The organism is Duncaniella sp. C9 (genome assembly GCF_004803935.1).
Taxonomy (GTDB): domain Bacteria; phylum Bacteroidota; class Bacteroidia; order Bacteroidales; family Muribaculaceae; genus Duncaniella; species Duncaniella muris.
Genome location: NZ_CP039547.1, coordinates 2,483,760 through 2,507,681 on the forward strand (window position 1 = coordinate 2,483,760; position 23,922 = coordinate 2,507,681).

The 23,922-nt window shown below is 44.9% G+C and carries 18 protein-coding genes; 13 read left to right on the forward strand and 5 right to left on the reverse strand.

The features are described 5' to 3' along the window. Positions 1–54: 54 nt before the first annotated feature. A complete protein-coding gene (locus E7745_RS10460; protein ID WP_133166491.1) occupies positions 55–495 on the reverse strand; it encodes a hypothetical protein in 441 nt (146 codons plus the stop codon). Positions 496–670: 175 nt separating this feature from the next. On the opposite strand from E7745_RS10460, the gene purT reads away from it, so the two are divergent. From purT to ruvC, 12 genes are all read left to right on the forward strand, one after another. Then, on the forward strand, positions 671–1,855 hold the full coding sequence (gene purT, locus E7745_RS10465; protein ID WP_107031443.1) for a formate-dependent phosphoribosylglycinamide formyltransferase: 1,185 nt from the start codon (positions 671–673) through the stop codon (positions 1,853–1,855). After that, on the forward strand, positions 1,839–3,452 hold the full coding sequence (locus tag E7745_RS10470) for a DUF6377 domain-containing protein (RefSeq protein WP_168182093.1): 1,614 nt from the start codon (positions 1,839–1,841) through the stop codon (positions 3,450–3,452). The genes purT and E7745_RS10470 overlap by 17 nt, the downstream gene beginning before the upstream one ends. Positions 3,453–4,000: 548 nt before the next feature. Next, positions 4,001–4,840, forward strand: a complete 840-nt coding sequence (gene folP, locus E7745_RS10475; RefSeq protein WP_107031441.1) for a dihydropteroate synthase — start codon at positions 4,001–4,003, stop codon at positions 4,838–4,840. 12 nt (positions 4,841–4,852) lie between these two features. Then, positions 4,853–5,632 carry a diadenylate cyclase CdaA gene (cdaA, locus tag E7745_RS10480; protein ID WP_123398197.1) on the forward strand — a complete coding sequence of 260 codons (780 nt, stop codon included), beginning with the start codon at positions 4,853–4,855 and terminating at the stop codon, positions 5,630–5,632. 138 nt (positions 5,633–5,770) lie between these two features. Beyond that, complete coding sequence (gyrB, locus tag E7745_RS10485; RefSeq protein ID WP_107031439.1) at positions 5,771–7,714, forward strand: DNA topoisomerase (ATP-hydrolyzing) subunit B; 1,944 nt, start codon at positions 5,771–5,773, stop codon at positions 7,712–7,714. 64 nt (positions 7,715–7,778) lie between these two features. Beyond that, the gene (gene rnr / locus E7745_RS10490; RefSeq protein ID WP_107031438.1) at positions 7,779–10,025 is read left to right on the forward strand and encodes a ribonuclease R; all 2,247 of its coding nucleotides are present in this window, start codon (positions 7,779–7,781) and stop codon (positions 10,023–10,025) included. A 60-nt stretch (positions 10,026–10,085) separates the two neighbouring features. Then, positions 10,086–11,048, forward strand: a complete 963-nt coding sequence (locus E7745_RS10495) for a polyprenyl synthetase family protein (RefSeq protein WP_136408798.1) — start codon at positions 10,086–10,088, stop codon at positions 11,046–11,048. Between the two features lie 5 nt (positions 11,049–11,053). Beyond that, positions 11,054–11,824, forward strand: a complete 771-nt coding sequence (locus E7745_RS10500; RefSeq protein ID WP_107031436.1) for a TatD family hydrolase — start codon at positions 11,054–11,056, stop codon at positions 11,822–11,824. Positions 11,825–11,949: 125 nt separating this feature from the next. After that, positions 11,950–12,915, forward strand: coding sequence for an NlpC/P60 family protein (locus tag E7745_RS10505; protein ID WP_136408799.1), 966 nt, complete (start codon positions 11,950–11,952; stop codon positions 12,913–12,915). Positions 12,916–12,941: 26 nt separating this feature from the next. Beyond that, entirely contained in the window at positions 12,942–14,384 is a 1,443-nt protein-coding gene (locus E7745_RS10510) for a carbon starvation protein A (RefSeq protein WP_136408800.1), read from the forward strand. 4 nt (positions 14,385–14,388) lie between these two features. Next, the gene (locus tag E7745_RS10515; protein ID WP_107031433.1) at positions 14,389–14,697 is read left to right on the forward strand and encodes a DUF4286 family protein; all 309 of its coding nucleotides are present in this window, start codon (positions 14,389–14,391) and stop codon (positions 14,695–14,697) included. Between the two features lie 5 nt (positions 14,698–14,702). After that, entirely contained in the window at positions 14,703–15,260 is a 558-nt protein-coding gene (gene ruvC, locus E7745_RS10520) for a crossover junction endodeoxyribonuclease RuvC (protein WP_136408801.1), read from the forward strand. 35 nt (positions 15,261–15,295) lie between these two features. Here ruvC and E7745_RS10525 read toward each other — a convergent pair whose 3' ends face one another. The 4 genes from E7745_RS10525 to E7745_RS10540 form a co-directional block, all read right to left on the reverse strand. Beyond that, positions 15,296–16,039, reverse strand: a complete 744-nt coding sequence (locus E7745_RS10525) for a glycosyltransferase family 2 protein (RefSeq protein ID WP_136408802.1) — start codon at positions 16,037–16,039, stop codon at positions 15,296–15,298. A gap of 144 nt (positions 16,040–16,183) precedes the next feature. Then, positions 16,184–16,396: a winged helix-turn-helix domain-containing protein gene (locus E7745_RS10530; RefSeq protein WP_136408803.1), complete on the reverse strand. Its 213-nt coding sequence runs from the start codon at positions 16,394–16,396 to the stop codon at positions 16,184–16,186. Positions 16,397–16,603: 207 nt separating this feature from the next. Continuing rightward, positions 16,604–18,040 carry an alpha-amylase family glycosyl hydrolase gene (locus tag E7745_RS10535; RefSeq protein ID WP_240740294.1) on the reverse strand — a complete coding sequence of 479 codons (1,437 nt, stop codon included), beginning with the start codon at positions 18,038–18,040 and terminating at the stop codon, positions 16,604–16,606. 72 nt (positions 18,041–18,112) lie between these two features. Continuing rightward, entirely contained in the window at positions 18,113–18,973 is an 861-nt protein-coding gene (locus tag E7745_RS10540; protein ID WP_107031428.1) for a phosphatidate cytidylyltransferase, read from the reverse strand. Between the two features lie 333 nt (positions 18,974–19,306). Between E7745_RS10540 and E7745_RS10545 the strand changes: the two genes are divergently transcribed. Further along, positions 19,307–23,899 (forward strand): translocation/assembly module TamB domain-containing protein, encoded by a 4,593-nt coding sequence (locus E7745_RS10545; RefSeq protein ID WP_168182095.1) that lies wholly within the window; start codon positions 19,307–19,309, stop codon positions 23,897–23,899. The last annotated feature ends 23 nt before the right edge of the window (positions 23,900–23,922 follow it).

The window sequence follows — 23,922 nt, forward strand, 5'->3', positions numbered from 1 at the left end:
ACAAAGGTCGTTGTAGCTGTTGTTCCAATGAATTCTCATAAGTTTGATGCTTTTTTACCACATTCTGCCTGATAGCATGGTTAGGCGTATTATTGTAAGGGTGTCTCCCTCGGCGATTTCGACTTGACTTTCATTCGAACCGAGTTGGCTCCCGTTGAGGAAGATCTTGAAAATGCCGTCTTCATGGCATTGCAGGGCATTGGCTATGGCTTTTTCAGGATCTTCCTTTCTGTTATTATAGATAAGTCCGAATGCAATGCGACCTGCTTCTGCAAGATTATTAACCTGATCTTCAGTCATCGGGGCTACCTGGTAGTCGGCGTCTGGATCAGCCGGGACATCATCAATGCGATCGTTGTATGCCGATACTATAATGCGCACAAGCGAACTGATCAATTCGCCTGTGGTATTCAGTCCGGCAGGAAGTTCTATGGGGCAGGGCACTATTGCTTGCCGCGTACGGCCCGGCCTTTTTTGCTGCAGATATATTTTCATGATAGGTGATTCTGTCGCCATTCCGGCAGGGTGAAACACTATGTTTTGTTCTCCGGTGGAAATTCCGGTGTTTGGGCGAAGTTACAAAATAAATTGTTAGTTTGAACGATATTTCGTGGAAAATCGGTAAATTTGCAGCATATTGTAATCACTCATTATCATTTATTAGATCCAGATGACAAAGATTGGAAGCAAGTGGACCAAAAGCGGTCGCAAAGCCATGCTCCTTGGCAGTGGCGAGTTAGGTAAAGAGGTGGCAATCGAACTCCAGCGCATGGGAGTGGAGGTTGTCGCTTGTGACAAGTATGCCAATGCTCCCGCCATGCACGTAGCCGACAGAAGTCGTGTGTTCAGCATGCTTGATGCCGATGCGCTGCGTGCTGCGATAATAGAGGAACAGCCTGATCATATAATTCCCGAAGTAGAGGCTATTGCTACTCCGGTATTGGTTGGACTTGAAGAAAAGGGGTTTCACGTTACTCCAACTGCAAAAGCGGCCCTGCTGACCATGAACCGAGAGGGAATACGCCGATTGGCTGCTGAAGGACTTGGAGTGAAGACCTCGCCATATCGTTTCGCGTCTGATTTTGAGGAATTCAAGGCTGCCGTAGAAGCTATTGGCATTCCATGCGTTGTGAAACCGATCATGTCATCAAGCGGTCATGGTCAAAGTGTAATTAAAACAGCAGAAGATATTGAAAAATCTTGGAAGATCGCCCAAGAAGGAGGCCGCGCTGGAGCAGGACGTGTCATAGTGGAAGGTTTTGTAAAATTTGATTATGAAATCACACTGCTTACAGTGCGTTCTGTTGCCGGCACTTCGTTCTGCGAACCAATTGGGCATATTCAGGTAGATGGTGATTACCGTTATTCCTGGCAGCCTCAGCCGATGGATTCCGCGGCCAAGGAGGCTGCTCAGGAAATCGCCCGTAAAGTGACTGATGCGCTTGGCGGATATGGCATTTTTGGCGTTGAGCTGTTTGTTTGTGGTGATGAAGTGATTTTCAGCGAGGTTTCTCCGCGTCCGCATGACACAGGCATGGTAACCATGATTTCACAAGATCTTAGCGAGTTTGCCCTCCACGCACGTGCACTGACCGGTCTGCCCGTTCCGGAAATACGTTTCCTCGGCCCGTCGGCCTCTCGTGCGGTCGTGGTTGAAGGTGACAGTACTGAGGTTATTATGGATAATCTGGAAAAAGTTCTTGAAGAGCCCGGTGTGCAGATGCGTATATTCGGCAAGCCCGAAGTCAAAGGTCATCGCCGCATGGGCGTGATACTCGCCACCGCAGACTCAGTAGAAGAAGCAAGAGCAAAAGCGGAACGAGCATATGACAAACTTAATGTTCAGATTCTTTAACGCATCAGGTCGATTCGGCAAAACTCAAGTATTTGCCGTTCTGATGATTTTTGCAAACCTCCTTGTGGCCGGCAGTGAGACTATCGGCCGCAGGGAGGTTGCTTCAATGCTCAAGACTCTTGACTCGGAGCTTGAGAATCGCGAGGTGTATATATCCAGGCGTCGCACGTCTATTGACTCCCTCAAGAACGTGCTGAAATGCAGCTCGATCTCTTCTGACGATCGCTTGTCTACGCTCCTGATGCTTGGTGATATGTATAATGCTTATAATACGGATTCTGCTGTTTCCATCTATGATAAAGGGGCTAGTCTGGCACGTGATCTGAAACAGGATTCTGTAGCAGTGCGCTTTGAATTGAGGCGTCTGACCTATCTGCCGCTTCTGGCGTTTATCAGTCAGGCTGAGGACGAGCTCTCGCGGATTGATTTCAGGTCACTTCCCAAGGGTCTTCAGGAAGAGTATTTCGATGCTGCACGGCAGATGTATTTCTATATTGCAGCTTACTATGTTAATTATCCGGATGTATATGACCGATATATGGCCAAATCTCATGATGCCCAAAAGTCATTGATCGGGCACCTGGAGGAAGGATCTCCGCGATATATGTTGAATATGGGCGAATACTACTATTATAATAAAGAGTATTCCAAAACCCAGGCACTTGCGATGCTGCTGATTGATCAGTTGCAACCGGAGGACAATCTCTATGCGCGAGCCTGTCATCTGCTCGCCGAAATATCAAAGGCGAGAGGGGAGCATTATGCTTATGAATACTATTTGGCGTTGTCAGCTATTGCAGACACCCGTGGTGCTACTCTTGAAGTGGCATCCCTACAGGAGCTTGGCAAGACTATTTATCTCAATGGCGATGTGCAGCATGCTTATGACTATCTTTCCGTAGCCTTGTCAGATGCGGTAGAGTGCAATGCTCCATTGCGCATACTGCAGTCTTCGCAAGTGTTGCCGATAATCGAAAGAGCCCAAAAAGCAGAAATCAGGAGTGCCCACATAAGACTGTATGTCATTATGGTGGTTATGGCGGTTTTGTTGATGATACTTGCTATTACGCTTTATGTGCTCCATCGAAAAAATCGGCAGATGAATCGCATGGCGCTACGGCTGGAAGAAGCCAATAGCACTAAAGATGTATATATATCGCAATTTTTGAACTTGTGTTCGATATACATGGACAAACTGACGCAATTCAACAAGATGGTCAACCGAAAAATAACCACCGGAAAGGTTGATGATCTACTCAAAATAACCAAACAAGGCAAATATATTGAAGAGCACTCAAAAGAGTTCTATGATGTGTTTGATGATGCATTTCTCCATATATATCCAAACTTTGTAGCAGAGGTCAACAAGCTTCTTCGCCCAGAGGAGCAAATTGTATTGCGCGAAGGCGAAAAACTCAACACCGACTTGCGCATTATCGCATTCATGAGACTTGGAATAGAGGAAAGTTCGCGTATCGCTCAAATGATGAACTATTCGGTATACACCATTTATACATATCGCAACAAACTTAAGAATAGAGCTATCTCAAGAGAGACATTTGAGGGTGATCTAATGAATATAAAATCTGTTTCATGACTTGAAAAAGGGGTATCATTTGTTGCACATAAATATACAAAACGATATATTTTATCTCAATTAGAGCACATAACATTCTATATTTTTATTTATTGCAAAGTATGTATTCTGCTGATTATCAATGCAGGAATATCTAAATTTACTTTATAAAGCCTCAATTTAACCATTGATGTATTGCGTGTGCCTCAGAATAGATATAATTTTGCAATGTGAGAAAGCCTCAGCCGAGAGTAATCTCCCTCGGTTTTCTCCATCTCATGAATATCGAAATTAATCAATGATTTTTAGTTTTAGGGTTAGTATAGATTGTTAGTATCTTAGCGTAAAATCATTAGTTATATGAGAAGAATTGCATAATAGTAAATGTGTTTTTATGTTAGGTTTGTAGAGTCTTATTGCTAAGACAACAACACGACTTCTCTGGGAAGAGAGGTCGTGTTGTGGTTTATATGAATTGGGATGTAGCTGAGAAGTTTGTGGAATTGATTTGTGGATAAGCAAAAATTTAACTAATTTCGCGTGATATTAATTTATGTAGTATAATCGCGATGTTTGCTCCGTTTTCGCTTAATTTAAAAGGCTGTCTCCATGTTTATAACCGTCCGCAAGTGATGGGGATAGTAAACGTCACGCCCGATTCCTTTTATAGTGGCTCACGCACAATGGATGAAACTGAAATAGGTCTGCGCATAGAGTCAATGATTGAGGATGGTGTCGATTTTATTGATATTGGGGCTTATTCATCGCGGCCGGGTGCTGGTGACATCTCTCCTCAAGAAGAAATGAACCGCTTGCGCAAGGGGATGGCAGTACTGCGAGGCATAGCGCCTGAAATCCCGGTTTCGGTTGATACTTTTCGCGCAGATGTGGCTAAGGCTGCCATAGAAGAGATGGGCGCTGATATCATTAATGATATATCCGGAGGAGCGCTGGATTCCAATATGTTCGACATGGTAGCCCGGTTAAAAACTCCGTATATACTCATGCACATGCGCGGAACGCCGGCAACCATGCAGCAGTTTACAGCATATGCTGATGTAGTGGCCGATGTGGTTTCGGATCTTTCGGTCAAGTTGCGCCAGTTAAGGCTTGCCGGAGTGGCTGATGTGATTGTTGATCCGGGGTTTGGCTTTAGCAAAAACCTTGAACAAAACTTCAAACTGATGAATGATCTGTCCGCCTTTTCCGTGCTTGACTGTCCTGTACTTGTCGGTATATCCAGAAAATCGATGATAACAAAGAGTTTAAATATAGAACCATCTGACGCTCTTGCACCAACAGTTGCCCTTGATGCTATAGCTTTGACTAAAGGAGCGTCTTTCATTCGTGTCCACGATGTACGCGAAGCCGCTCAGACTGTAACTCTCTTTAGTTTGCTCAATTCTTAAAAATACATTTGTATGATTCAGTTTGGCATCAAGGATGCGTTTGATATAGCCATAGTGGCGCTTCTGCTTTTTTATCTTTATAGGATAATGAAAGAGAGCGGCACATTGAATATATTTTTCGGTGTGCTGGCATTTATAATAGTATGGGTGCTGACATCACAGATTATAGAACTTAAGCTTCTTGGTTCTATTCTCGATCAGTTTATGGGGATAGGCCTTTTGGTACTTGTGATTTTGTTTCAGGATCAGATAAAGCGTTTCCTTGTTGAACTTGGCGATCATAAGCGCTGGAGGTTTCTTAAAAATTTATTCCGGCATGAAAAACATAACTCATCTGCAGATACCCGCAAGTATGTGCTCCCGATTGTTTATGCATGCATGAATATGTCCAAAACCAAAACCGGCGCACTTATAGTAATCCGGCAGGAAATACCATTAGAGTCATATGAAAAGAGTGGCGACATTATTGATGCTGATATCAATTCGCGTCTGATTGAGAATATCTTCTTTAAGAATTCTCCATTGCATGACGGAGCGATGATAATTGATCACGATCGTATCAGAAGTGCCGGATGTATTCTTCCGGTCAGTCATGACCGAAACGTACCGAGGGCTTTGGGGCTGCGCCATCGCTCGGCTCTTGGTATTTCGCAGGCAACAGATGCTTTTGCGATAGTCGTATCGGAAGAGACCGGCAATATTTCAGTAGCTCACAGGGGGGCGCTTACAACCCGCCTGAGCTCCACAGAGCTCGAAAATCGCCTTTCTCAGATAATGACCAGTGACAAGTAGCCCCCTATTAATCGCGCATAAAGAGCCGACACCGAGTAATTAAGCCATATTTGAGGACTTGCATTTGTTAAATTCCGATCTTTTTAGTAATTTTGTGTGGTAAAATAATAACGAAAAATAACTATAGAACATATAATCATGTCAGAAGACAAAGAACGCGAATCAGAAGTTTATAGCGCGAGCAATATTCAGGTGCTTGAGGGCTTGGAAGCCGTTAGAAAGCGCCCGGCCATGTATATTGGCGACATCAGTTTCAAGGGATTGCATCATCTGGTTTATGAGGTGGTCGACAACTCTATTGACGAAGCCCTCGCCGGCTATGCAAGTCATATAGAGGTGACTATAAATGCCGACAATTCAATTACCGTTGTTGACAACGGGCGAGGCATCCCTGTCGATATGCATGAAAAGGAGCACAAAAGTGCCCTTGAGGTAGTTCTGACAGTCCTTCATGCTGGCGGTAAATTCGATAAAGGCTCCTACAAAGTATCAGGCGGTCTGCACGGTGTAGGCGTCTCTTGTGTGAACGCGCTTTCGTCTTATCTCAGAGCGGAAGTGCGTCGTAACGGAAAGGTTTATATGCAGGAATACGCTTATGGCAAACCCACTTGTGAACTTACTGTCATCGGAGACACCGACTCAACCGGTACATCTGTTACGTTCCGTCCGGATACAAGTATTTTTACCGTGTCGGAATATGATTATGATACATTGGCCAACCGCCTGAGGGATCTTGCATTCCTGAATGCAGGCATAACCCTTACGCTTACTGACATGCGTAAAGTTGATGAGGCCGGAAATCCGCGCCGTGAGGTCTTCTATTCCCGCGATGGACTTCGCGAATTCGTACAGTATCTTGATTCTAACAAAGAATCTCTGATCAATGATGTGATACATCTCAACACCGAGCGCCAGGGTATTCCCGTGGAAGTAGCTCTTACATACAATACCACATTCAATGAGAATGTGTATTCGTTTGTGAACAATATCCACACGATTGAAGGCGGTACACACCAGACCGGCTTCCGCCGTGGCCTTACGACTACTCTAAAAAAATACGCCGAAGACAACAAGCTTCTTGAAAAAGTTAAGATTGAAGTTTCCGGCGATGACTTCCGTGAAGGTCTGACGGCTGTGATTTCCGTGAAAGTGATGGAACCTCAGTTCGAGGGACAAACCAAGACCAAGCTTGGCAACAGTGAGGTTCAGGGTGCTGTTTCGGCTGCTGTCAGCGAAGCTCTCCGATATTATCTTGAAGAGCATCCGCGTCAGGCAAAGGTTATTGTTGACAAAATTGTACTTGCAGCTCAGGCCCGTCATGCAGCTTTGAATGCCCGTCAGAAAATTCAGCGCAAATCACCCCTTTCGGGAGGAGGTCTGCCTGGTAAGCTCTCTGACTGTTCTTCACGTCATGCCGAAGACTGTGAACTGTTCCTTGTCGAAGGTGATTCGGCCGGCGGTACCGCCAAGCAGGGCCGAAACCGTACATTTCAGGCTATTCTTCCTTTGCGAGGCAAGATTCTGAACGTTGAGAAAGCTATGGATCATAAGATTCTTGACAATCAGGAAATAACAAGCCTCTACCGCGCAATGCGAGTAACTATCGGAACTGAAGATGATCCTATGGCCATCAATATCTCACGCCTTGCCTATCACAAGATAATCATCATGACTGATGCCGATGTCGACGGTAGTCATATAGCGACGCTGCTGATGACATTCTTCTTCCGCCGCATGCGCCCGATTATCGAACAGGGATATCTCTATCTGGCAACACCGCCGCTGTATAAATGTACCCGTGGAAAAGCAGAAGAATACTGCTGGACAGAAGCCCAGGTTCAACAATTTATCGCTGTCAATGGAGAAAAAACCAAAGTTCAGCGTTATAAAGGATTAGGAGAGATGAGTGCGGAAGAACTCCGTGACACCACAATGGATCCTGAACAGCGCCTCTTGAAACAAGTGACAATAAGTGATGCTGTTGAAGCAGACCGTATTTTCTCAATGCTCATGGGCGAAGACGTAGGTCCGCGTCGTGATTTCATCGAGTCAAACGCCAATTACGCAAATATTGACGCCTGATGCAGTCCTGAGTCTCCTATTGTATCAATTCTAATTTCTATATACCTCTTAATTTTCAACTACTATGGCTCAATCAGCAAAAGCTGCAAGCTCAAAAAGCAACATTGCCCTCGCGAAGAAGGTGATGGACTTTGTTATGCAGCAGAAGAACAACACATATAATTATAAGCAAGTTGCCCATGCTATAGGGGCTAAAACCGCAGTTCAGCAGCGCAACATAGCTTTGCAGCTGGTTGAAATGGCATTCAACGGCGAAATCATAGAGGTTTCGCCGGGTAAATACAAATCTCCACAGCGTGGCAATGAAGCTATTGGTGTGTTTGTCCGTCGTAGTAATGGGAAAAATTCTGTAATTACTGATTCTGATGGCGAGACTATTTTCGTGGCTGAACGCAATTCGATGCATGCTCTGAATGGCGATAGAGTGAAAGTCAATATCGCAGCTCATCGAAGAGGTGCCGAGCCTGAAGCAGAGGTCATAGAAATAATTGAGAAAAAGGAGCAGACGTTCATCGGGACTCTGAAAGTCGACAAGCACTTCGGTTATCTTTTGACAGATTCCAAATATCTGGCTACAGATATTTTTATCCCGAAGGCAAAGCTTAAAAGCGGCAAGACCGGAGATAAAGCTGTGGTGCGGATCACGGAATGGAAAGACGATTTCAAAAATCCAAGCGGAGAGGTTGTCGATATCCTCGGCAAGGCAGGGGAGAACAACACCGAGATCCATGCCATTCTCGCTGAATTTGGATTGCCTTACAAATATCCGTCAACTGTAGAAAAGGCTGCGGATAAAATCGGAGCCGGAATAACAGAGGAAGTCGTAGCGCAGCGTATCGATATGCGTGACGTTCTCACATTCACCATTGACCCGGCTGATGCAAAGGATTTTGATGACGCGCTTTCATTCAGACGTCTCTCGAACGGACATTATGAGATCGGTGTTCATATCGCAGACGTGACCCATTATGTACATCCCGATACGATTATAGACCGCGAGGCGCAAAAACGTGCCACTTCAGTTTATCTGGTTGACCGTGTCGTGCCGATGTTGCCTGAACACTTGTGCAACGGCATATGCTCGTTGCGTCCGAATGAAGACAAACTGGCATTCTCGGTGATCTTCCATATGGATGACGACGGCAAGGTGCTTACATCGAAAATTGCCCGTACCGTGATCAGATCAGATCGTCGATTCTCTTATGAAGAAGCTCAGAATGTGATTGAAACCGGTCTTGGTGATTGTGTCGAAGCCATTAAGAAACTTGATGAACTGGCCAAGATACTTCGCCGGCAGCGTTATGAGAACGGTTCTGTTGAATTTGACAGAGCGGAAGTGAAATTCCATATTGATGAAGCCGGCAAACCTCTGGGTGTATTCTTCAAAGTTTCTAAAGACGCCAACAAACTAATTGAAGAATTCATGCTGCTTGCCAACCGCACAGTCGCTACATTTGTCGGCAAACCGCAGGGCAAGAAAAAAGCCAAGGCATTTGTCTATCGAGTGCATGATGTCCCTGATCCGTCCCGTCTGGCTGATCTTGCCGCAATTGCCAGAACATTCGGCTACAAAATCAAAGCATCGGGAACCCCCAAGGAGATCAACCGTTCGATTAACCGTATGCTTGCGGAGGTGAAGGGTAGAGGAGAGGAAAATTATCTGTCGACTCTTGCCATACGCTCAATGGCTAAGGCTATTTACACCACTGACAATATCGGTCATTACGGACTTGGATTTGAATATTATACACATTTTACATCTCCTATACGCCGTTATCCTGACATGATGGTTCATCGCCTGCTTGACCGTTATCTCGCAGGTGGCCGTAGCGTAAATCTTCAGAAACTTGAAGATCAATGCAAACACTCCAGTGAAATGGAGCAGCTTGCTGCTACAGCCGAACGCTCGTCTATCAAATACAAGCAGGTTGAATACATGCAGGAACATATCGGAGATAAATTTTCCGGCATTATCTCCGGCGTGACCGAATGGGGCCTTTATGTAGAACTCAACGACAATCTTTGCGAAGGTCTTGTGCCGATGCGTGATCTGGCAGACGATTACTATGATTTTGACGAGAAAAACCATTGTCTGGTAGGCCGTAGGCATAACCATCGTTATCGTCTTGGTGACAATGTGGATATTCGGGTGGCACGCGCCGACCTGGAGAAAAAGCAACTAGACTTCGTGTTGCTCGATGACAATGGCAATGCCTTGCGCAAAAGCGACAAAGAAGATGATATGGGCTCCAAAGTCTCAGTGGCCGAAGCTCTGACACAGCATGGCAAGAAAAAACGCCGCCGCAAATAATGCGGCATCAAAAAACTTGCCACTACACCACCTTGGATCAAGATTTAGAGAACTTGTTTTATGAAAGAATTTGACGAATATATTTCGATTGTCAACAAAGCGATTGAAAACTTGAAGCTTCCGGCCAACCCGGCCGGACTATATGATCCGATACATTACACTCTGGATTGTGGCGGCAAACGATTACGCCCGGTAATGGCGTTGGCAGCCTGTGAGGCTATGGGAAAAGATCCCATGACGGCTATTCATCAAGCAGTTGCTATCGAAATGTTCCACAATTTCACTCTTCTGCATGATGATGTCATGGATAATGCGGATGTCAGGCGCGGTCGTCCGACTGTTCACAGAAAGTGGGACGAAGAGACTGCAATTCTTTCAGGTGATGCAATGCTGACCACATCGACAATGCTGTTGGCTATAAAGGCGGGTGAAAACCTTGCCTCCGCCTTGGATCTGTTCAACGGAACTGCCATGAATATCTATGAAGGGCAGCAACTTGACATGGATTTTGAAAAGCGCCTTGATGTCTCGATAGAGGAATACATGGAAATGATCCGCCTGAAGACCTCTGTATTGCTTGGCTGCGCATGCGGCATGGGCGCATTGATGGCCCAGACTCCGTTTGAAACCCAGCTGCAATTTTTTAACTATGGCGTGAATCTCGGTCTTGCCTTCCAGCTTCAGGATGACTATCTTGACACATATGGAGATCCCAAGACTTTCGGCAAAGCAATTGGCGGAGACATCCTCAATGATAAGAAGACCTGGCTGCTGATAATGGCCTTGAAAGAAGATCAGACGGGAGAAGTCAGAAATTTGATAGGCAGCGATGTGCCGGCAGAAGAAAAAATAAACAAGGTAAGAGCTGTATATGACCGTCTTGGCTTGCCGGAACGAATACATGAATTGATACGGGCTTATATTGATACGGCGATATCATGTCTGGACCAGCTCCCGATCCCACCTGACGCACGGGCATTTTTCATTGATCTCGCTCTGAAATCAGCGACACGCAATAAGTAGGTTGTATGTTTGTAGACACTCATACTCATCTGTATCTTGACGATTTTTTGCCGTCGCGTGAAACTATTGTAGAAAATGCTTTTGCTGCCGGCGTAGAGAAGCTGATCTTCCCGAATGTAGATCTGACCACTATCGGTCCGATGAACGATCTGCGAGATCGTTTCCCAGACAAAATTTTTATGGCTATGGGGCTTCATCCGACTGAAATAGGGGCGGCTTGGGAAGCAGATCTTGCAAAAATTGAATCAGAACTGTCAGCCTCGATTGAAAAATATGTGGCGATAGGGGAGATCGGAATTGACCTTTATTGGGATCGCTCTTATCGCGAGCAGCAGCTGATAGCCTTTAGCCGCCAGGTTGATTGGGCTATAAGTCGTGACCTTCCGGTAATAATCCATTGCCGGGACGGACTGGATGAGATTTTGACTGTGCTGACTGAAAAAGCCGGTAAAGTGCGTGGGGTATTTCACAGTTTCGGAGGAACAGCAGAAGACGTAAGACGTATTCGAGAGACCGGAGATTTTTATTTTGGAATCAACGGCATTGTTACTTTTAAAAACTCGAAACTTGGTGATACTCTCCCGGAAATCGGGCTGGACAGAATATTGCTTGAAACAGATTCTCCATATCTTGCGCCTGTCCCATTCAGGGGAAAACGCAACGAGAGTGCCTATATTGTCAATATCGCCGAGCGGGTTGCCGCTTGTCTGAATATTCCTTGCAAAGACGTTGAGGAAGCTACAACCTCCAATGCCCTCAGCCTATTTTCGATCTGAGCAGCCAAGAAGCAAGTTCCTTTTGAATTTGCATACTTGCGGATAGCATAATAACACTTTTTAGCTGTCGGCATTTTTAATATTATTACAAAAATAGCTTACTTTGTAATAAGTTTTTATTTGCCATGTATTTGTTTAGAACTCTATTTGCAATATTATTCGTTGCCTTGTCTGTCTTCCCTTTAAAAGCACAGGATCGAAACTGGGCTCAGGTTCGCATTCCCGTTGCATGTATTCGCGATGGTAAAAGCCATGCGTCGGAAATGACGTCACAGGTAATAATGGGTACTCCTTTGCTAATATTGGAGGAAGATGAAGAGTGGATTAAAATTGAAGCACCTGACGGCTATGAAGGTTATATCAATATCTCCGGATTGAGCCGCAAGTCAGAACCTCAGATTAATGAATGGCGCTCATCAGAACGTCTTGTAATTACATCTCGAACTGAGGCTAAAGTTTATTCTTCACCGTCAGAACCTTCTGCGCGTACTGTAATTTCAGAGCTTGTGTTAAGCTCCATTGTAGAAGGGAAAATGAGCGATGGCCCATTTTGTGAGGTAGTGTTGCCTGATGGGCGCAAAGGCTACGTTGCTTCCAGCGATGTTATTCCGGCAGAACAATGGGCGAGCCGGTCACTGGATGTGGACAGCATACTTGAAACAGCATACTGGCTTATGGGGGCTCCATATTTGTGGGGCGCTTGCTCAACAAAGAGTGTCGACTGTTCCGGCTTGGTAAGAGTAGCATATTTTGACCGCGGAATCCTAACCCTCAGAGATGCCCGTCAGCAAATAGGAATAGGACGGCGAATTGAGCCGACTGACATAGACAGTCTTCGAAGAGGTGATCTCCTGTTCTTTTCAAACACTCCTGAGGGCCGTATCTCACATGTTGCTATCTATGATTCTGACGGAAAATATATCCATTCATCGGGTCTGGTGAAAACCAACCAGATGAATGCTGACGATCCTGATTTCGGCAAGCGCTGCTATCGTGGGGCATCTCGTATTGCAGGAATGGAGGACACGGATGGTATTGTCAGAGTTATTAATCACCCTTGGTATTTCGACCGCTCTCCTTCGGCTCTTTGAATTTTGAAATTAAGCACACATAAACCATGATAACATTTTTGACTTGTCTTGCGTTACTGATAGCAGCCTATTTTACCTATGGCCGATATCTTGAGAGACTCGCAGATATAGACTCTGAGCGCCCAACTCCGGTGGATCGTTGTGAAGACGGAGTTGACTACATAAAATTGCCCAGATGGCGCGTATTTTTGATTCAATTGCTGAACATTGCCGGCACCGGACCTATTTTCGGCGCCATTCTTGGCGCATGTTTCGGTCCGGTTGCATTTCTATGGATCACGCTCGGAGGCATATTCTTTGGCGCTATGCATGATTTTCTTTCAGGCGTGATGATCATGCGCCATGACGGGCGCAGTCTGCCTGAGATCATAGGCATATACATGGGTATCACCACCCGCTCTGTAGTACGAGTATTCTCGATAGCACTGATGGTGTTGGTCGGAGCCGTTTTTATTCTGAGTCCGGCGGAATTACTGGCATCAATGGTGCCGTCTGTCGCCAAAAACATCTGGGTCTGGATAATCCTTACCTATTATGTGCTGGCCACAATGCTGCCGGTTGACAAGGTGATAGGCAAAGTATATCCGATATTCGGCATCGCGCTTATTGCTATGGCTGCCGGTCTGTTGGTTGTGCTGCTATCTGGCTCATATGCAATTCCGGAACTAACCACACTTCACAATTTTCAGTTAAACCCTGATAAACTGCCTATAATTCCTACTCTTTTCATAACCATTGCATGCGGTGCCATATCCGGATTTCATGCCACTCAGTCTCCGCTGATGGCAAGATGTATAACCAATGAGAAAAAATGCCGCTCGGTTTTTTATGGCTCTATGATTTCTGAAAGCGTGATAGCCCTGATCTGGGCTGCTATCGCAATGGCCTTCTTTCATGGCTCGACGGGGCTTGGAGAACAGCTTGCCGAACATGGCGGAAATGCGGCATGGGCGGTAGATGTCATATCTCATACCACTTTAGGCAAAGTCGGAGCTGTGTTGGCGCTGCTTGGAGTTGTGGCTGCTCCGATCACATCAGGCGACACTGCTTTCAGAGGTGCAAGGCTGATTGTAGCCGATATATTCAAAATTGACCAGCGGCCCATATTGAAACGCTTTGCAGTGTGTATTCCTCTGTTTGTGGTCGGCTATGGCATTACCCTTATAAACTTCGACATTGTATGGCGATATTTTGCATGGGCCAATCAGACATTGGCAGCTGTGGTCTTATGGGCGATCTACATCTGGCTTGCCCGTAAAAAACGTAATTACTGGGTGGCATTGATACCTGCGTTAGCCATGACTTTTATTGTAACATGTTTCGTGTTTGTGTCACCGCAATTTTTTGGCATTGAGAATAAAATTTTAGCATTCGCCCTTGCCGCTTTATCGACAGTCGCGCTTGGATATCTGGCAAACCGCAGGGTGGATCCCGCAATTGTTATCTCGAATAAATCTGAATCCAATTGAAAATATGATTATAATTAATACCACATTTCACGTAGAACGTAGCATTGAAAACAATTTTTGCAAATGGGTGAGAGATGAATATGTGCCGTCAGCCTTAGCCTCCGGGATATTATCAGAACCCGGTTTCTCACGCATCCTGATCGAAGTTCAGGAAGATTGTTCGAGTTTTGCGGTTAGTTTCAAGACTGAATCTATTGAAGATGCAGTTACATGGCATGACGGGCATGGGGCTGCTCTGCGACAGTCTCTACATACAAAATTCGGAGAAAAGGCTCTTTTCTTTTCAACATACATGGACGAACAGCCTCTTTGACAAGAATGCAGCATGACAAGGTCATAATAGGTATTGATCCGGGAACCAATATCATGGGTTACGGAATTCTCGGCATCAAAGGCAAGAATCCTGAGTTGATTGCATTGGGAGTGGTGAAACTCAACAAGTATGACAGCCATTATCTGCGCCTGCTTCACATCCATCAGCGAGTATTAGGACTTGTCGAACAGTTTCTACCGGATGAAATGGCTATCGAAGCTCCGTTTTTCGGTAAAAATGTTCAATCCATGCTCAAGCTTGGCCGAGCTCAGGGAGTGGCTATCGCTGCCGCGCTCTCACGTGACATACCTATTACGGAATATGAACCGCGAAAAATCAAAATGGCCATAACCGGCAATGGAGCGGCAAGCAAGGAGCAGGTTCGTGAAATGCTGAGACGGATACTGAGGATATCAGACGAGCAACTTGACATAGAACTTGATGCGACAGACGCATTGGGCGCAGCTTTATGCCATTTCTATGAATCGAGTCGCCCGGCAAAAACAAATGCGCCCAAATCCTGGAAAGACTTTATTGCAAAAAATCCGGATAAGCTCAAATAATGGGCTCGATCAATTACTATTCAAAAGACCGCTGATTATTTTGATATTTTACGTTTCAGACTTCGGATAAGGAATTTTATGTGACGGCAGACAGTAGAAATAAGGCCATAATAATGGCTCATTATTCTGAAACGTTCCACCAATGAGGCTTTATGATGCGATGTGGTAACACCTTCTGACAGATAGTCAATCAGTATGTCGTCAATATATTGATTTCGATGAGACCTCTGCAGACAGCGGATACACCATTCAAAATCCGAAGAATATTTATAGCGCGTATCATAGTTGTCAACCAGTTTCCGAAGCACAACGAAAGCCTGATGGCATACAACCATGCCATCTCTGAAACTGTCGAGCGTAAGTACAGATGGAGCTATAAGATGACGGTCACCGATCCGCTTGCGGGCAGCATCAACGATCTGAGTCTGGCCATAGACTATTCCGGGATAATCATTGTCCATAACCGCATCAGCTATTTCCTGAAGAGTATCTTTGGAGTGAAAGGAGTCTCCGGCATTAAGAAATATCACATAATCACCTTGAGCCAGTCCAAGCCCTTTGTTCATTGCATCATATAGACCTCGGTCTGGCTCCGAACTTATGGTCATATTGCTGATTCCCGATTTTTCTGCGAGTTTCACGCTCTCATCTGTCGAAGCGCCATCAATCAGCAGGTACTCGTATAGCTGACAAGTCTGTTCTCCGACGCTTTTCAATGTAGGAGGTAATGTCGCAGCTGCATTATAAGTGACGGTGATAATAGAAAACAGAGGATTCATCAGAAGGACGGGTAGTTGTAAGTAAAAATAATTTTAGGATGGTCAAATTTACGGGTATGTCAGCTTGTTGAAGATGGCATACCCGTTATAGTGAAATAGTACGGGAAAGAACAGACTAAAAAGGCAATAGCAAAAAGCGAATTATTACTGGACAAGAGAAACGATCAGTTCCTTGTCGTCTTCGCTTTCCTGGAAATTTACTTTGCCTTCGCGTGCAAGCCAGCCAAGAGCGGCATAAAGGTCCTTCTCTGTTTTGATTTTTGCTATTTTCTTGAGCTGCTTGGTCCCAAGTGCATCCGCTTCGTTAAGGGCAGCCCATACGCATCCTGCGTTTAAGCCGATAGTGTCAGTATTCATTTCAAAATAATTTAAAATAAGTAATATAGGGTTGTTCTGTATAGATGATAGGCCATTTTGCCCTGACAGGCGAGTATATGGCACAAATTTACAATTATTTTTTAAAATATGTTTACTACTTGGTAACAATTTGCGTGATAAAAAAGTTCATAAGGCGTCAACATGGTTTGTGTCAACGCCTTATGATCCATTAGGTGAAAGAGGGAATTAATTGTTATATAATATATATGAGGTGTAGGGTGACAGAGTTCCGCTAATCTTGCCTGACTTAACAGTAAAAATGGAATTATATACCCGGTCATGATATTCACCGTCAGGCACGGTTGTCTCCAGCCCGTTGAGATTTTGCTCTTGGCCCGAAATATTGATGAGAGCCACGCCAGAAGAACCGCGGCTGACTTCAATTACAGCTCCGTTATCAGTCGAAATGACTTTTTCAGGAGTTCCACTCATGTCCTTCCGGAATTTATTGGCAGCTACCACTTCGGGGTGTTTAAATTCATCATTTCCACGGGCGCCAACTCGGTTATTACCCCAGAAATTTTCGCGTGTGCTGCCAGCCGGACGACTGAAAAACAACGGTGTGCCATTCTGACGGGACGCAAGGAATACCCATCCCATTCGGATCTGTTGGTCAGTCAGTCCGGCCGATTCATGTTCATTAGCATAAGTATCATGTGATTCCACCCATGTGACAAGTTTTTTCCCTTCTGCCGGATGATGCCAGGAAAGCAGTGAATCAGCGGCAAAATCAGCTTTCTCCAAGACGGTGCGCAGCGCATGTCCATAAGCACTGGCGGTAAGATTCATGTACTCGGCATATTCCTTTTCTTTGACATTCTTGTCTTGAAGAACCTCTCCATATATAAATAATGAGTCGGCAGGAACAGCCAGCTTAAGACCTTTGACGCTTTCTCTACCGGTTGCCACATCCCAGAAATTATTTCGGGAGGCTAACGAATCGAGAGGATCAGACGGCAAGCCGATATGTTTTGCGGTGTCATAACGGAATCCCTTCACTCCAAGGCTCAGAAGATCATTGACATATGTCAGGTAGTAATGCTGAAAATCCGGATTTTCGGTGTTCACATCAGGCAGGCCGCCCATCTTTCCGGTTGTGCACTCATAACGGTCATTATAATCACGGATATCGTTAAATCCGTTTGCATGGAATAATTTGTCATGACCGCCAACAGCGTTGTCAAGATCAGGCAGGACTGCCGTATGGTCGACAGCTGTATGATTCGGCAGTACGTCAACAATAACCTTTATATTGTATTTTTTTGCGCTGTCCATCATGGCCTTGAACTGATCACGGTTGCCAAGAAGGTAATTGCCGATTTTCCAATCTGTAGGCTGATAGTAATAATACCATTTGCCCCTGACTGAATCACCGTCGGCCGAGAACAGAGCCAAACCACCGTCTTCACCAACAAAACAAGTGTTAGCCGGTGAAGTCTGCACATAAGTATATCCGGCAGCTGCAATATCTTTCATATTAGCGCCGATGGTGTCAAATGACCAAGACCATGCATGGAGAATGACATCGTCATTTGTATCAGCCACAGCCTTGGTGTCCTTGCCTGAATTGCAAGAGGAGATGAAGGCCATGCCTAAAGCAGTAAGGCATAATAATTTTTTCATTTCGGATAAGTGTAAGTATGAATAATTAATGTATGATATAATCATAGGCAATGGGCTTGACAAGCCCTGTGATCAACAGCAGTATAAAATAAGAGCTGTCAGATAAAGCACACTGGCCGGAACCACCAGAAGCAGAGAATCTATGCGGTCAAGTATACCTCCATGTCCGGGAAGAATAGTGCCTGAATCCTTGACACCCAAAGTACGTTTTATAAGAGACTCAACAAGATCTCCCCAAGTGGCAAAAGCGCCCACGACAGCACCAAGTCCACAAAGGCCGGCCAATGAAACCGATTCGAAATATTGAGGAAAGGCGTATTTGAACATAAAAGCCGAGGCAATAGCGAATATCACACCTCCTGCAAATCCTTCCCAAGATTTTTTTGGCGATATTCGTGGAAACAGCCTATGCTTTCCAAAAAGTGATCCAACGCAGAATGCACCGGTGTCATTCAGCCATATCATGATAAACATGGCAAGCAGCAGAAATTTACCGTCTGGGAATGTATAGAACATAGACATGATACCCACGGGCAATGCTATATACATCTGTCCCATATAAGAATAAGCCAGTTTTGTCAGCGGAGAGTTTTCCTGACTGTAGAGTTGCATTACAAGGCGAACAATCAAATAGAGGAGATAGACGGTGAAAAACGTTCCGCCAAGCACAGCAGTTGTAAAGGGTGACAGCAATGACATGTTGACACATCCGAGCCCGATGCAAAGTATGATGCCTCCGACTATATCAATGACGAGAGTGGTGATATTCTCTCCTCCATTAGATGAATTGCAAAGGTTATAGAACTCATGAAGTGCCAGCAATGTGATCAATGCGAAAAAGATTATATAATTCCATCCGCCTGCAAGTACTGAGTAGCAAATGAGAGCTACATAGACAGCTCCGGTTATAGCGCGTAATATAAGATTTTTCATTTGTAGATAATTTCTGCAAAAATAACGAAAAAATATTAATGTGATACAATTTTTTGAGACCGAACTGCTTTTTGGCTGTAACTTTCAACGATGACCGAATGCCATTTTAACTTTCTAAAGAAATTTTAAAACAATTGTAGTACTTTTGTGGTTTATATAGCATATCGTTTAACATTCTAATTTTAGTGCGCCTTGAGTCATACGATTGGTAAAAAAATTCTTAAAGCATTCCTTTGGACGGTATTAGGCATAGTTTTGTTGCTTATACTTATGCCTGTTTTGCTTTATGTGCCCTTCGTTCAGGATTTTGCAGTCGGAATCGCAACAGAACAAGTGGCAAAATCGACAGGAATGAAAGTCGAGATAGGCAAATTGCGTCTTGGCTTCCCTTTGCGTCTTAAGGTCGAGAACACAACCGTGGTCCAGGCCAATGGTGATACGATGCTGACTTCAGGTCGGATGTCGGTCAATGTCAAGCTTATGCCCCTTTTAAAAGGAGAAATCGAAGTAGCCGGAGCCTCGCTTGACAACAGTTTCTATCAATTGGGCAACAGCGATTCTCTCATGTGGCTACGGGCTAATATCCGAAAGGTTGACATTGACGGCACGGATATTAATTTGAACCAAGGCGATATCAACCTTTCACGTGCGGATATCGAGGGTGTAAGAGTAAAACTACGGATTCTTCAGGATTCGACATCCGCTCCTCAGGACACAGCATCATCCAAGCCGATGAAAATAAAAGCTGGCGTTATAACTCTTCGTGACCTGAGCTACTCGATGGAGATGCTTCCGACAATTGATTCTCTTGGGTGCAATGTAGATATGATGTCACTCTCGGATGCTTCTGTAGATATGGCCCGGAAGACTATTTTGGGCCGCAGCCTTAAAATTGACAGCGTATCTGCCACTTATATTTATCCATTGCTTGAGTCAACAGCGTCAATATCCGGATCCGAAGAAGAGGAAGAGGATGAAACCACTTCTGAATTGTGGACAATTTCAGCTGACACTATCAGACTGACAGCCAAAAGAGGTCTTTATGCCCAGCGCGGAGCCAAACCGGCTTCCGGATTCACGCCATCATATATAGATGTGTCAGACATTACCATTGAAATTGATTCATTCTACAATAAAGGTGCCGCCATACGTGTTCCGCTCAAAAAGTTTGACGCCAGTGAATTCTGTGGCTTGCAAATTCATGCCGACGGTAATTTTTCCATGAATCAGGATCTGATGTCTGCGTCCGGATTTTCTATCGAGACACTCAGATCTTCTCTCAGATTCGATGCGGAAATGGGAATGGGCGATCTGATGACTGACCGGAATCTACCGTTGATGCTTAAAGCTTCTGCTCGTATAGATCCCCATGAAATCTCCGGGGCATTCCCTGATATGGCCGGTATGCTTAAACCATTGACCCCGATATCGCTTTCGGCTGATATTGATGGCTCTTCGGGCCGATTGAATGTCTATAATCTCGATCTGCGCATGAGTCCCTTAGCCCATGTGGCGCTTGAAGGAGAGATCGACAATCCGTTCAGCCCGGAAAAAATTGGCGGCGAACTGTCAATAAAAGGGAATCTTGCTACAATCACAGACCGCCAGTTCGCTTTTTTGCCGATAAAGAATGTGCCTGCTCTCGGAATCAACGGAACTGTCAATTATCATCCGGGGCGTGTCACCGGCTATGTTGATCTGGCTACTGGCAGCGGGCATCTTGCCGGCAGTGGCAAATGGAATGGTCGTTCAGAAGGATATGATGCGACTCTTAATATCAGCGAATTCCCTGTAGATGCATTCATGCCGGAACTGGGGATAGGGAAAGTTTCAGGTACGTTTGTCGTGGACGGCAAAGGTTATAATCCGATGAACAGGAGTTCATTCGTTGACGCTAATGCGAAAATTGATGCGATAGAATACAACAAGGCTGTTTACAAGAACATCGCATTAAACGCATCGCTTCATAACGGAAAGGCCACCGGCACGCTTGAAAGTTCCAACTACAATGCTGATGCGACCGTCAGTTTTGACGCACGGCTTGATCGTGATACAATTCTATGGGATCTGAATTCAGATGTCAGGAATCTTGACCTGATGGCTTTGGGATTATCTGATTCACTCAACAGAGGCTCTGTTGATCTCAACTCAAAAGGATATTTCAATCTGGCCACACAGGCTATTGATGCAACGGTTGACGTATCCCATCTGACATGGAATCTCCCTGCCCTTGATATAGTATTGTCCAAGCCGATATCGGTTGATCTCAACTCTTCCGATTCGCTGCTGAACGCAGGGATAGTAAACGGAGATATGGATCTACGCCTTCATTCGCCGGTATCACTGTTTTCATTTGTAGACGGACTGAATGCCGGGCTGAATGAAATCAATCAGCAAGTCGATAGTATGCGCATCAACGTCAATAGGCTGCACTCCGCTTTCCCTCGTATGGATATGGCTTTGACTATGGGACGCGACAATATTGTGTCTTCTTATATTCGGGAAAGTGCAAAAACACAGTTCGACCATCTGTCTGCAGGAATCCACAATGACAGTGTGATATCATTCAGCACACTTATTGATGGATTCATGACCGGTAGCACCAGTCTTGACTCAATCTCATTAAATGCGATTCAGCATGGTGATTATCTGATTTATAGAGCCGCCATAAATAACAAACCGGGCACTTTCGATGATTTTGCACATGTGACTCTGAATGGCTTTGCCGGTGTCAACAGGTTTACGGCCTACATGAATCAGAAAAATATCAAGGGCGAGAAAGGGTTCAACATTGGCTTATCCGCCATTTTGGAGGACAGCGTGGTCAGTGTCAAGTTCGTGCCGTTGAAACCGACTATCGCATATAAGCCCTGGACTATCAATAAGGACAACTATATCAGTTTCAATCTTGCCAACAAGCACCTTGACGCAGATCTTGAACTTATGGGTGAAAAAAGTTTTGTAAAACTGTTCACTGAGATTCCGGCCGGAGTCGATTCGGCAAGCCATAGTCATGGTGCCGGTGCCCCGCAGGAAGACCTGGTGCTTCAGATTTCGCAGATCCACCTTCAGGACTGGCTCTCGATCAATCCGTTCGCGCCTCCGGTCAAAGGAGATCTTAATGCAGACATGCGCTTCCGTTATGACAATAATGTGCTGACCGGCAAAGGGTTCATTGGTCTCAAAGATCTTTTCTACGGGAGAGAGAGAGTCGGGACATTTGATCTTGATGTTGATGTAGCCAATTCAAAGAATGGCAAACTTATGGCCGATGTCAGTCTGATGGTTGACTCTGTCAAGACAATCACTGCACAGGGTGTGCTAAATGACTCCACATCCGGCACACCGTTTCTTCTGGATTTCCGCATGATCCGCTTCCCGCTGAAAGTGGTCAATCCATTTATTCCGCAGGGAATGGCAACAATCAGCGGAATGCTTAACGGCGAAATGGAGATAACCGGAGACTTTAGCAAGCCAGTATTCAATGGATTCATTAATTTCGATACTACTGCTGTCAAGGTAAAGATGCTTGGAACTTCATTCGGTTTCTCAGACGAAAAAATTCCGGTAGACAGCGGTATCATATCTTTTGATGATTTCGATATAATGGGATGCAACAAGAATCCATTGAAGATCAACGGATCTGTTGATGCCAGAAATATAGCCAATCTTGGTCTGAACCTATCAATGAAAGCATCAAATATTCAGATTGTCAACAGCCAGAAAGCTCGTGGAGCCGATGTCTATGGCAAAGCATATCTTGATGTCAATGCATCAGTCAAAGGCAATATGAATTTTCTGCGGGTCAATGCAGATCTCCGTGTGCTTCCTCAGACCAATGTTACATATATACTATCCGAAACCACAGAAACGCTTTCTGCTCAGAGTAGCGAGGATATGGTGCATTTTATCCAGTTTAATGACACTACCAATATGGTGATGGCTGATTCGGTAGTAGCCAAAACAATGGTATTGGACCTTGAAGCCGCATTGCATCTGGAGCATGGATCTACCATAAACGTAGACTTGTCAGCCAACGGAAGCAACAAAGTGCACATCCAGCCGGAAGGAGACGTTGTGTTCACAATGTCTGAACTCAATGGGGACAGAATGATAGGACGCATAAACATCAACAATGGTTTTGTGCGCTATACACCTCCGTTTATGAGCGAAAAGCAATTTGAATTCCAGGAGGGATCATACATATCATTCAATGGCGATATGATGAATCCGATCCTAAATATTCATGCCGTTGATGTGATGAAAGCCAATGTCACTCAGGACGGGCAGAATTCCCGTCTGGTAAATTTCGATGTGATCCTTTCGGTGACCAATTCGCTTGACAATATGGACGTGGCTTTCGACTTGGCAACAAATGACGATATCACAGTTCAGAACGAACTTGCCTCGATGTCTGCCGAGCAGAGAGCAAATCAGGCAATGAATATGCTGCTATACAATGTTTACACCGGAGCCGGGACCAAGGGCAATGCCAATCTGTCAGGCAATCAGCTATATTCATTCCTGACATCCAAGCTGAACTCGTGGGCCGCCAACAACATTCGCGGGGTTGATATCTCATTCGGCATTGACCAGTATGACAAGACTTACTCCGGATCTACTTCGACCACTACATCGTATAGCTATCGTGTCAGCAAATCTTTCTTTAACGATAGATTCAAGATCGTGGTGGGTGGAAACTACTCTACGGATGCTGATGCAGATGAAAATTTTTCACAAAATCTCATCAACGACATTTCGTTTGAATATCTTCTTAATCAATCAGGCTCTATGTATATTAAAATATTCCGGCATACCGGATATGAAAGTATTCTGGAAGGTGAGATAACACAGACCGGAGTCGGATTTGTACTGAAAAAGAAACTCAACACACTTTGGGAACTCTTCGGTATCAGACGGGATTGATGTATTTGTATAATAACTCTAAA